6 protein-coding genes, 3 tRNA genes, 2 rRNA genes and 1 other annotated feature (1 of these 12 running past the window's edge) are annotated in these 11,867 nt (G+C 41.2%); of the genes, 5 read left to right on the forward strand and 6 right to left on the reverse strand.

Annotation, left to right across the window (positions count from 1 at the left end):
- Window positions 1–80 (reverse strand) — a sequence feature (23S ribosomal RNA rRNA prediction is too short); it reaches 209 nt to the left of the window's first position.
- Window positions 81–192: 112 nt separating this feature from the next.
- From ACKC4Y_RS06855 to ACKC4Y_RS06870, 4 genes are all read left to right on the forward strand, one after another.
- On the forward strand, window positions 193–417 hold the full coding sequence (locus ACKC4Y_RS06855) for a tRNA-dependent cyclodipeptide synthase (protein WP_409362161.1): 225 nt from the start codon (window positions 193–195) through the stop codon (window positions 415–417).
- A 157-nt stretch (window positions 418–574) separates the two neighbouring features.
- Window positions 575–799: a tRNA-dependent cyclodipeptide synthase gene (locus ACKC4Y_RS06860; protein ID WP_409362162.1), complete on the forward strand. Its 225-nt coding sequence runs from the start codon at window positions 575–577 to the stop codon at window positions 797–799.
- A gap of 165 nt (window positions 800–964) precedes the next feature.
- A complete protein-coding gene (locus tag ACKC4Y_RS06865) occupies window positions 965–2,176 on the forward strand; it encodes a cytochrome P450, cyclodipeptide synthase-associated (protein WP_409361031.1) in 1,212 nt (403 codons plus the stop codon).
- A 66-nt stretch (window positions 2,177–2,242) separates the two neighbouring features.
- The gene (locus ACKC4Y_RS06870; RefSeq protein WP_409361032.1) at window positions 2,243–3,607 is read left to right on the forward strand and encodes an MFS transporter; all 1,365 of its coding nucleotides are present in this window, start codon (window positions 2,243–2,245) and stop codon (window positions 3,605–3,607) included.
- 286 nt (window positions 3,608–3,893) lie between these two features.
- On the opposite strand, the gene ACKC4Y_RS06875 is transcribed toward ACKC4Y_RS06870, so the two are convergent.
- Window positions 3,894–4,070: a hypothetical protein gene (locus ACKC4Y_RS06875; protein ID WP_409361033.1), complete on the reverse strand. Its 177-nt coding sequence runs from the start codon at window positions 4,068–4,070 to the stop codon at window positions 3,894–3,896.
- Between the two features lie 1,071 nt (window positions 4,071–5,141).
- On the opposite strand from ACKC4Y_RS06875, the gene ACKC4Y_RS06880 reads away from it, so the two are divergent.
- On the forward strand, window positions 5,142–5,927 hold the full coding sequence (locus tag ACKC4Y_RS06880; RefSeq protein WP_409361034.1) for an abortive infection family protein: 786 nt from the start codon (window positions 5,142–5,144) through the stop codon (window positions 5,925–5,927).
- A gap of 1,796 nt (window positions 5,928–7,723) precedes the next feature.
- Here the strand turns inward: ACKC4Y_RS06880 and ACKC4Y_RS06885 are convergent.
- The 5 genes from ACKC4Y_RS06885 to ACKC4Y_RS06905 all read right to left on the reverse strand — a co-directional run bounded on the left by ACKC4Y_RS06885 (window position 7,724) and on the right by ACKC4Y_RS06905 (window position 11,728).
- Window positions 7,724–7,800 (reverse strand) — tRNA-Met (locus ACKC4Y_RS06885).
- A gap of 122 nt (window positions 7,801–7,922) precedes the next feature.
- Window positions 7,923–8,037 (reverse strand): 5S ribosomal RNA (gene rrf, locus ACKC4Y_RS06890).
- A 71-nt stretch (window positions 8,038–8,108) separates the two neighbouring features.
- Window positions 8,109–10,923: ribosomal RNA gene (locus ACKC4Y_RS06895) — 23S ribosomal RNA — on the reverse strand.
- 441 nt (window positions 10,924–11,364) lie between these two features.
- A tRNA-Ala gene (locus ACKC4Y_RS06900) sits at window positions 11,365–11,440 on the reverse strand.
- A 211-nt stretch (window positions 11,441–11,651) separates the two neighbouring features.
- Window positions 11,652–11,728, reverse strand: a tRNA-Ile gene (locus ACKC4Y_RS06905).
- Window positions 11,729–11,867: the final 139 nt, after the last annotated feature.

The following is an 11,867-nucleotide window of genomic DNA, read 5'->3' on the forward strand; positions in this document are numbered from 1 at the left end:
GTGTGTATCTTACGTTAACTTAACAAATTAATTATCCGTAATTGCCATTACAAGACACTTTTCATTTGTTACATAATAGGACACTATTCGATAATTTGTTATCAGTTCTTTAAATAAATTATATTCCCACAATCACCATAATAGAATGCGGGGGGAGGATTGGGTGTGAGTTTACAAAAAGAAATAGACATAATGAACCGTCTTTCGTTTTCTATAAGGGGACAATCGGAAAACTGTTCTCGTTTAATCGCGATGAAGCAACATCTTATGGTTGGTATAAGTCCATTCAACTCAAGGTTTTCAGAAAAATATATCACTGAGCTCATATGTTGGGGTGCAAAGAAATTCAAAGATATTGACGTATTGCTCCCAGATATAGAATCAGCAATGCTCCATATTGGCATCTGGATCAACTAAGGCTAAAGCAGAGAGAAAAACAAAGAAAGAGTTAAATCGTATAAGACGCATATTATACAATATTCATAATTCTTATAATTTAGAAAAACCATTTCGCATTCTTGACTTCTCTCAATATAAGCAGAATGAGAATTATAAAATATAAAAATCAAAAGCTATAGATTTATACAAAACAAACCAAAAATTTAGTGAATTATGCACGAAAATTTCAATCCAAGCGGTTGGGTGTCGGGCAAAAAGCGTGAAATTATCAACTGAAGAAATAAAGGGGTTGGAAACAACAGATATTTCTATTGAATATATTTTCAATGAAGTGCCGTTCTACGTAAACACCCCATGTTTACTTAATAGAGAGAGCTCAGTTTTAGCTTACCATCGTTGAATGGCCAGTAGGAGAGTTGTTGCTCAGCAGCGAATTACCTCTCTGTGTTGATAGGCAGCAAGGCCACGGAATTGTTTCGATATGTACACAAGCTCATGAAAGAATTAGTTTATGATTAAAAATTCAAGGGGGGAAAATGATGCGCCATGTTATTAATTCAACGTTATGGACAAAAATTTTCAAAAAAATCCATACAATACATATCAAATTATACATTCTTCTAACTCTGTTCTTTGGGATGAAAATCTTAAGGCTTATTTTTTTGGCCGATATGAAGATGTCAGCGCAATTTTGAAGGACCTCCGCTTTACAACAGCACCCTTAGCCGTTCGAGCAGAGCCGGTAATGGGCGATCGTGTATTAGCTCAAATGGAAGGACATGAACACCATAGCAAACGTCATGCCGTACTTTCAAAACTTACTGGGAAAATGTTCCGCACTCGCTATGCTTCAATTATTGAAGAAACAATAGACCGGCTTCTTATGCCGCATCTTTCAAAGGGGAAAATAGATATTGTTAATGAATTCGGCAAGGATTATAGCGTGCTTGTTACATTAATGGTTTTAGGCCTACCGATAGATCGCTACAAAGATATATCAATGTGGCACAAGGGAGTTGCGTCTTTTGTCACCAGTCTAAACCAATCAGATGAGGAAAAAATTTTCAGCTTATCGTGCAGCAAAGATATAATTTCTTATCTAACACCTCTTATAGAAGAATGGGACAAAAATTCATCAGAAGATTTAATATCTGTTTTATGTCAGAAAACAAATGATGGCAACAGTATGACAACTTCTGAAATAGTTGCGCTTGTCCTTAACATGTTATTGGCCGCCATAGAGCCTGCCGATAAAACATTAGCTTATCTTTTTTATCATTTACTCACAAACCCAAACGAATTAGAAAAAATCCAAAATGATAGGACGCTTCTTGGCGATGCGATCGCAGAAACATTACGCCTAACTTCCCCCGTTCAGCTTATACCGCGCCAGACCAATCAAGAGATGGAATTCGCAGGAGTCTCACTGCCAGCCAATTCTCTCATTTTTTGCATGATTGGAGCTGCTAATCGTGATCCTGACGTTTTTATAGACCCTAATAATTTTATACCAGACCGTAAACGGGTTGGTAAAACTGGGCCGAATCTTATAAAAGCCTCGAACCATTTAGCCTTTGGAGCAGGCATGCACGTCTGTGTAGGTTCTGCTTTTGCTCTCATGCAGAGTGAGTTGACGGCGAATAGACTCCTCGATAAACTCATTAAGATCAACTTAACCGATGGTTTTATTTTGGAGGAAGAGGGATTGTATACAAGGGGACCATCAGCGCTTCCAATCACATTCATCCCAATATCGCAACCAACAAACGCGTATTAATTCTCAAAGCCTGTAATTTATAGAGCAGGACCAATATTTTAAAGAATATCTGTAGGAAGCATGATCATGCAAAAGGTGGATTCCTATACCAAATCAGAAAGGTATGTCATATATACCGTAATTATTTCCAGCATACTTCCCTTGCTGGATGGAAGCATTGTTAATGTCATCCTTCCAGACCTTGCTTTTTATCTTTCAGTAGAGGAAAATAATATACAATGGGTTGTAACATCCTATTTTCTTGCCACCGTGCCAGGATTGTTGATAGCAGCTTTTGTGCAAGGAAGAATAGGTATCAAAAGAACTTGGTTTCTTGCAAGCTTCATTTTTATGCTTGGATCACTGGGGGTAGGATTAAGCTATAATTTTCCAACCATTACATCTGCCCGTATCGTTCAAGGTTTCGGGACCGGTCTTTTGCTGCCCCTTAGCCAAACCATCATTGCCTTACAATTTGGACAAGAACGAGTGCGCCAAGCCATGGGCACCATAGCCGTACCAACAGTTTTCGCTCCTGCCTTTGGTCCGCTAATAGGCGCCTCACTTGCTCAGTATGTCTCTTGGCGTTTGTTATTTTTTATCAATATTCCGCTCATTTTATTGGCGCTCACCATTGGAGCGAAACACTTAAAGAGCAACGAAACAACAAAAACAAAATTTAACTTATTTGCATTTTTAGCATTTTCCATATCGCTTATTTCGTTTTTTTATCTCACAGAAGCCAGAAATATAAAGAACAACACCTCCGTATATATCTTAGCACTTATAGCTGTGATATCTCTCATATTGTTCACTGTTTCTAATCAGAAAGCAAAAAACAAATTAATCGTCTTTAGCGGATTTCAAAATGCACGCTACACATTACTCATGATCATGGGGCTTGTTGCTTCATTTCTTTTTTATAGCTTCCTCGTTTATTTCCCACTAGCCGTTGCCATGGAACAAGCCCATGAAAATAGCCTTCTCATCATCGGCGCAGTCCTTGCTTTGCAAGGAGTGGGTGCATGGATCGGAAGGAAATTTATTTACCAAAAATGGAAAGAAAAATCTCCCTTTTTCATGATAGGAATTGGTTTGGTGATATCAAGCTTTGGATTATTATGCTTCGGCTATAATATAAGCATGGATGGGCTTGGATTCTTGCTAAGAGGCATAGGGCTTGGCATCACCACCATTGTCTGCCTTTCCGCCCCCATCCAATATGTCAACAGTTTATACGTCAAAGATACAGCAGTTATCACACGCATATTACAGCAAATAGGCGGAGCTTTGGGGGGTGTATTCGCTGGCTTTTTGATCCATTCGCTGACAGAGGAATATCTTTCCCTCAATCAAACATATCTCATATTCTTTATATTCTCTATCGCTGCATTTTTACTGTTTTGCCTCGCACTCTCCTTATCGCATAAAGAAAAGGGCTCCGATTTATGATATGCTTTGTTTGAACGCCTTCTCAATAACATTTTCAATGGCTTATAAGATCATAGAGCAGTTTACTACTTTTCGAGAAACCAACACACTGAGACCTTGACCACAACCTTCGTTATTTTTATGAAAGGACACGAAACCAACAAGCTCCTTAAACTCTAAAATTTGGCCATCTCCAGTAACATGCGGTGTTTATCAACGTCATACTTGCTTTGTGCTCTTAGCACACCTCTCAAAACCCCTTGAAACATGGGATTCTCTGTTGGTATCTTTGCAAGTATCCACGAAATTAAGCACGCATTTCAATGCGGAATAGTCCCATAAACGCGCTAACAGACACCCCTACAGCACCAGCATAGAATATGGCATCCCCGCGCGCCCGCCCCCCCAAAATGCTGACCCTCTTCTGCCACGCATCACGATGTGGAAAATAGCACCGTGCTGCAAACTTGGCGATGTTATTCATCTCATTTAAACCTCCTTGAATCGCCATACTTGCATAACCGCAACAGGTTCAAATGAAGATGAAGCGACAAAAACATCTGGTAAAGCAGCATCTTCTCTCTATTTCATTGTGAACTGTCATAACAAATCTACCCCGCTTTAATAAAAAAGCCTTCTCTCATTGAGGGGAAAATTTTAAAAAATATTGAAAATCATGATGCACGATGACAGACAGCAAACCATCTCTAAAAAGGCTTTTTTTTTACTTTTACAGTGTGCTCTGAGATTTCTCTAACATTTTCCTGCCTTTAAACTTTTGTTTTTCTAGATTTTTCTTATAAGTTTTACAATCAAGAGTAGCTGTTTTAAACACTTTTACGCACATTTTATTGCCTAAAGTCCCTTTTAGACGCAATGACTGTCTATATTTCCATCTACCAAATACGCGAGATTAACAGCGGATGTAATTAAAACAGCCTTTTTATAGAAAACCGTAAGCTTTAACGGAATAAACGAGATTGGTAAACTGATCCCCTACCCACTTGTTCTCTCTACCGGTTATGCGAACAAAGAACCCCATCTGCTCTTTCTGACAAGTAAAGAACTGTGCCAACATTTGGTAATATACCATTGTTGAAATTCTTGTCACAAAGCCTTCCTTTCAGGGATTATGCGCATTGCCTGCTTCCTTCTCTCCAATAAACAATCTACCAATAAAGAATGTTATTGCAGTTACAATAATACAAAATTATACTTCTATTCTCATTCTATATTTTTTGAATTATCACACATTATCCATCCCCCTCACTGCTATAACAATGAAAGGAGAAAAAAATAAAAACACAATATAGTATTTCTTTTTCACAAATCTTATATAAGCCACAAGATTGTTGCGCGACCTTCTATGCAAGATCAGGCAATAAAATCATATTCTAAAAACCACTCCACACACCACTTTTTGATATTATAAAGCCATAAAATGCAATTATCATCTCCGTAAAAAATCTCTCAGAAAAACACTATTCCTCCTGCAATCATTGGACTACTTCCTCCAATGTTTGCGCACCATTATACGCATAACGAGTTAGATGACTTGTTTATTGCATCATTTGCTCCTCCTGAGATTCCAGAAGGTACAAAAATCCAAAAAGTTAAAGCGTGGCTACGTGCAATCAATTCTCAATGCGAAGAACCACTTGAATTCCTTGGTAACCTGCTTAGTGATTTTATGGAAAAAGAATATTATGATCCAGACCCTACCGGATTGAATTCATCGTTATACAAAAAAACTCTACAGTTAAAAGAAGATCAACGTAAAATTTTAGAAACGTTAAAGAAAGATGGATTGGAATATCAGCGTGGAGGGTATATTATCAAAGCAGGTCTCCTCTCTATAAAAGAGCTACAAAAACTTATTGCAGAGAAAAAACTTTCAGCCGTAAAAAACGAAATAAATAGAGCATTAGAAAATATAGAAAAAGATCCAAGGGAGGCGGTTCTATTTGCAGCAAATCTATTGGAAGCCTCTTGCAAAGCTTATCTCGACCACCATTCTATCCCATATGCAGAAAACGCCCGTAGTAATCTGCCTGCTTTATGGGAAGAAGTCGTTAAGAAAGCTAAGATCCATCCCGACGATATGAAGAAAGAAAACTTAAAAAAGCAAGATCTAGATGAAAATGACTTAAAAATGATCACATCCGGTCTGTATCAAGTTGTGCATGGTACTATGAATTTAAGAAACAAGAAAGGTACAGCGCACGGCCGCTCAGAAAAAGATTTCGAACTAATCAATCTCAAACCTCACCATGCGCGCTTAACTTTTAATGCCGCACATTCTCTCTCAATGTATATCTTAGAGCTCATGGATCAGCCGTAATAAAAAAGAGCACTATTCTTACATGCCATAACCATTTTCTCTTTACAGGCTTTTTGCTACCAACATAATGCTTTACCCTTTACAAAACACTCTTTGCAAATAATTGGGGTAACGTTACGATCATAGGCATTTTAGGTTTTGTCTTTTAAGACAAAAGGCTAGCAAAGCCTCCACTCCATGCATGTTTGTCTTTTTTATCGCAAAACAACATCATTTTCATCAAAAGCCTATCATAACATTTTATATTTCGAGCTAAGAGCAAGAGCAAATTTTCTTAAAATCATTTCTTATCTTTAAGACTTAAGAGCGCTTCCCATCCCCCCGACATAACCTTCTCTATAGCTTATAAAACCCAATATTCCTATAGCGGGATAAAATTTAGTGATCACGCACTCTATAACTTCCCCTTCCCCACTGCCAGCTTCCATTCAAACATTAGTACCCATGGCTGAAAAAGCAAAAAGCTAGCCCTTCTTTTTCTCACGCCAGAATGTTGATTTTTCTTAAAGGTTTCCGCCCCTTTAAAAAGATTATGTTGCCATGACGAAGAGTTTGGCTTGCGTTTTTCATTGGAAGCAAGTTTTGTAGCTTTTTTATGATATTAAGATAGAGATAAGCTGGAAGCGTTTTTTTCACCTTCTCGCCATTTTTTATCTATGGATAGAGATGTTCCGTTTTTTCTCAAGCCAAATTGCAGATATAAGACAGTTTTTTTCTGAAAGACGAGGATATCTGAAAATTTTGGAGAGGACTTTGATTATTTTTGGTTATGTTTGTAGGATTTTTGGGGTCTTCTGGAATAAGATCCTGAACGATTAGTTTCAGAAAAGGATTGGGAAGTTTGCATTTTAGAGAGGCAAAACTCAGTTTTCAAATTTCAAACTCCAACAACATGTTTTTTAGCTTATTTTTAAGCATCTAGAATAAAGGTTTATTTTGAAATCCCTCTAGTGATGGACGCGATGATAGTAATAAGATTTTGTCTAAAGCAGTTAGCTTTTTTGTCTTCAATTTTTTTAAAGGATTGAATTGTGCGTTTTTGTCTCACACCATTTGCCACCCATGGGTTTTCTCCCTCCTGACATTGAGCAAAACTCATTGTCCAATCAGGATAAAGTCGCCAGCTACCTAGCCCTCTCGTTGGTCATCTCACAAATGTGTTGCGCATCCCGCTTGGAGCGTTGATAACACTACCTCATCACTTATATGCCCATGAGTTTATAAGCGTTTTGACAAATCAATGGTTCATCGCTCCCATTTCCTTCTAGTACACAGGATTTGTGCGTTATGCAAAATAAGCGTGGTAGGACTACTATAGCTCTTTTTTGGAAGGATTGGTTTTAAGTGTAGGGTGATAGAAATCTCTTACTATTTTTATACACTTTACGAAGAGCTTGATGGGATATTTTTAAAGTCTCGAGATTGAGGTGATGCACAAGTAGTTTCAGAGAAGGATTGGGAAATAGGATTTTAAGATAGAAAGGTGAGTTCAACTTTTTAGTGGTATGTCTATATGAGCCATTGCATTTTTTAGAAAGGGAAGATTTTCAAGTCCCCCCTTCCGTCATAGTTTTATGGGTGTTTATGCGGTTTGTACGTTTTATCCTTCACCCGTAGTGCTCTTGCAACTTCTATAAAGCCGCAAGCCTATACAGCTAAAGGGGGGAAGTTTGAGTGAAGATTTATTCTATAACATTTCCCATTAGGTACATTTTTATATTTTCACGGGCTATCATGAGCGCAGTGTCATGTTCAGAGGACATGTAATTTTTATGGAATTATTAGTTTTGGACCTTTGGTTGCGGGGGCAGGATTTGAACCTGCGGCCTTCAGGTTATGAGCCTGACGAGCTACCGGGCTGCTCCACCCCGCGTCACGAAGGATATAATAAGCTCGATTTTTTGTCGACGCCTTATTATCGCTTTATTATATTGTATTTTTTATTTTTATGTTTTTTAAAAATCTATTGAGAAGTTCATTCTATGCGCTTAGCAGACCTGGCAGCGACTTACTCTCCCGTGCCTTAAGGCAAAGTACCATCAGCGCTGGAGCGTTTCACGGCCGAGTTCGGGATGGGATCGGGTGCGTTCACTCCGCCATAACCACCAAGTCAGCAAAGAGCATAGAATTTTAGAGAAGCTGGAAATTTTTATATTTTATGAATGGATATAGGAAATGGGAACGATCAAGTCGATCGAACGATTAGTATCAGTAAGCTTCATGTGTTACCACACTTCCACACCTGACCTATCAACGTGGTGGTCTACCACGGTTCTCAGGGAATACTCGTTTTCAGGTGGGTTTCCCGCTTAGATGCCTTCAGCGGTTATCCCTTCCGTATATAGCTACCCTGCTATGCGGCTGGCGCCACAACAGGTCCACCAGAGATACGTCCATCCCGGTCCTCTCGTACTAGGGACAGATCCTGTCAATATTCCAACACCCACGGCAGATAGGGACCGAACTGTCTCACGACGTTCTGAACCCAACTCACGTACCGCTTTAAATGGCGAACAGCCATACCCTTGGGACCTGCTCCAGCCCCAGGATGCGATGAGTCGACATCGAGGTGCCAAACAACCCCGTCGATATGGACTCTTGGGGGTCATCAGCCTGTTATCCCCGGCGTACCTTTTATCCGTTGAGCGATGGCCCTTCCACACGGGACCACCGGATCACTATGACCGTCTTTCGACTCTGCTCGACTTGTCAGTCTCACAGTCAGGCAGGCTTATGCCATTGCACTCAACAAACGATTTCCGACCGTTCTGAGCCTACCATCGCGCGCCTCCGTTACTCTTTAGGAGGCGACCGCCCCAGTCAAACTACCCACCATACACGGTCCCGAATCCGGATAACGGACTGCGGTTAGACATCCATATCGGTAAGGGTGGTATTTCAAGGATGACTCCACAAAGGCTAGCGCCCCTGCTTCAAAGTCTACCACCTATCCTACACATACAGACACAAATGCCAGTGTAAAGCTATAGTAAAGGTGCACGGGGTCTTTCCGTCTAACCGCAGGAACCCCGCATCTTCACGGGGAATTCAATTTCACTGAGTCTACGTTGGAGACAGCGGGGAAGTCGTTACGCCATTCGTGCAGGTCGGAACTTACCCGACAAGGAATTTCGCTACCTTAGGACCGTTATAGTTACGGCCGCCGTTTACTGGGGCTTCAATTCAATGCTTGCACATCTCCTCTTAACCTTCCAGCACCGGGCAGGCGTCAGACCCTATACGTCGTCTTGCGACTTCGCAGAGCCCTGTGTTTTTGGTAAACAGTCGCTACCCCCTGGTCTGTGCCACCCTCTAACGGTTGCCCGCTAAAGGGTCACGCTTCTTCCGAAGTTACGCGTGCAATTTGCCGAGTTCCTTCAACGTAGTTCTCTCAAGCGCCTTAGTATTCTCTACCAGTCCACCTGTGTCGGTTTGGGGTACGGTCTATATGTGGGAGCTATTTCCTGGAACTGCTTCACTGCAAGATCAATCCAATAAGACCTTACAATATACGCAATCCGTCACTACCCACAGGTCCACGAATATTAACGTGGTTCCCATCGACTACGCCTTTCGGCCTCGCCTTAGGGGCCGACTCACCCTGCTCAGATTAACTTTAAGCAGGAACCCTTGGACTTTCGGCGAGGGAGTCTCTCACTCCCTTTATCGTTACTCATGTCAGCATTCTCACTTCCGATACCTCCAGGAGCTCTCACGAGTCTCCCTTCACAGGCTTACGGAACGCTCCGCTACCACTTACTCCCTAAGGAGTAAATCCACATCTTCGGTGTATGGCTTTAGCCCCGTTACATTTTCGGCGCAGGGACCCTTATTTAGACCAGTGAGCTGTTACGCTTTCTTTAAATGGTGGCTGCTTCTAAGCCAACATCCTGGTTGTTTTGGGATCCTCACATCCTTTCCCACTTAGCCATAACTTGGGGACCTTAGATGGTGGTCAGGGTTGTTTCCCTCTCCACGACGGACGTTAGCACCCGCCGTGTGTCTGCTAGTTAGTTCTTCCAGGTATTCGGAGTTTGGTTAGGTTTGGTAATCCGGTGAGGACCCCTAGCCCATCCAGTGCTCTACCCCCTGGAGAATTCGACTAACGCTCTACCTAAATAGATTTCGCGGAGAACCAGCTATTTCCGAGTTTGATTGGCCTTTCACCCCTAGCCACAAGTCATCCCAATCTATTGCAACAGATACGGGTTCGGCCCTTCAGTAAGTGTTACCTTACCTTCAGCCTGCTCATGGCTAGATCACTCGGTTTCGGGTCTAATCCAACGAACTGAACGCCCTATTCAGACTCGCTTTCGCTACGCCTACACCTACCGGCTTAAGCTTGCTCGTTAGACTAAGTCGCTGACCCATTATACAAAAGGTACGCCGTCACCCAGAACAAATCTTGGGCTCCGACTGTTTGTAGGCATTCGGTTTCAGGTACTATTTCACTCCCCTTGTCGGGGTACTTTTCACCTTTCCCTCACGGTACTGGTTCGCTATCGGTCATGCACGAGTACTTAGGCTTGGATCGTGGTCGACCCATGTTCAGACAGGATTTCACGTGTCCCGCCCTACTCTAGGACTTAAATCAGATTTACGTATACGGGACTATCACCCACTTTGGTACGACTTTCCAGTCGTTTCTACTTTTCTAGATTCAAGCCACTGGCCTGGTCCGCGTTCGCTCGCCACTACTAACGGAGTCTCGTTTGATGTCCTTTCCTACAGGTACTTAGATGTTTCAGTTCCCTGCGTTTGCTTCTTACACCCTATTTTATTCAGGTGTAGATACCTTTATCTGACGACTAGAAAACTAAACTGTCTTTTTGCAAAAACAGTTTAATTTTTCTAGCCATCAAAGGTGGGTTGCCCCATTCGGAGATCTACGGATCAAAGGTTATTCGCACCTCCCCGTAGCTTATCGCAGCGTATCACGTCCTTCATCGCCTGTGCATGCCAAGGCATCCACCAAATGCCCTTAAGACACTTGATCGTTCTCATTGCCAATATTCATTCACTGTTTGTCCGCATTCTTTGTCTTGTGCAAAACAAAGCGCAAAATAAACACAAATATCAGCAGAAAAGACCAGCTTCTCGAGATATATTCAATGGCGCGGTTAAGCTTCCAATCATAAGCAAGGGCTTTGAGCATTCCCTTGCGACACAATGTCTCTTTTTCTAAATTAAGGTTTCCTCTTCAGAGAAAGGCTTTTCTTTTAAGATCTTTTTTAAAGATCTGTTTTCAAAAACCTTTTTTTGACAACAAGCATTTTCCCAAGAAAGTATTTTTCTTAACAAAAATTTTGCACCTCAGAAGAAACCTTTAAAAAGGAACATGTCTGAATATATCTTCTCTTCACAATTTCAATAGAACAAGCAAAAGATCTCTAGACCTTTTACAAAGACTGTTCTCACAACAATGATGATGACCAAATGGTGGAGCCGGACGGGATCGAACCGACGACCCCCTGCTTGCAAAGCAGGTGCTCTCCCAGCTGAGCTACGGCCCCTAAAACAGGATACAAAGATTCCAAACCGTTAAAAGAGACAATGCAAATTTGTAAATAGTAAATTTGTAATAAAACCTGCATGACTTTGCGCTTGAGCCCCATTAACTCTGAAGTGCTTAACCGAAATGAAGAAGCACCACATTTTTTATAAATCCATGAGAGAGCTTTTCTATAAAAGTGGTATAAACACTTCGTAACGGGATAGAGTAATTGGTGGGCCTGGGAGGACTTGAACCTCCGACCTCACGCTTATCAAGCGCGCGCTCTAACCAACTGAGCTACAAGCCCTCCGGGATAAACCGGAAAACCTTCCCCGGCATCATTTCATAAGCATCATCCGATAAAAACAGGTCATTTTATAAAAACAGCAGTGTTTTTTTCTGAAATCCTCAATTAAGGCTTGCTTTTTTGTAGATCGCCAGAAGGC

The sequence above is a fragment of the Bartonella heixiaziensis genome (genome assembly GCF_046245125.2).
Lineage (GTDB): Bacteria > Pseudomonadota > Alphaproteobacteria > Rhizobiales > Rhizobiaceae > Bartonella > Bartonella heixiaziensis.

What these genes read in the sequence shown, in the direction of transcription:
- ACKC4Y_RS06855 (WP_409362161.1), top strand. Translation starts at nt 193, where the DNA reads ATGAACCGTCTTTCGTTTTCTATAAGGGGACAATCGGAAAACTGTTCT.
- ACKC4Y_RS06865 (WP_409361031.1), top strand. Translation starts at nt 965, where the DNA reads ATGGACAAAAATTTTCAAAAAAATCCATACAATACATATCAAATTATA.
- ACKC4Y_RS06870 (WP_409361032.1), top strand. Translation starts at nt 2,243, where the DNA reads ATGCAAAAGGTGGATTCCTATACCAAATCAGAAAGGTATGTCATATAT.
- ACKC4Y_RS06875 (WP_409361033.1), bottom strand. Translation starts at nt 4,070, where the DNA reads ATGAATAACATCGCCAAGTTTGCAGCACGGTGCTATTTTCCACATCGT.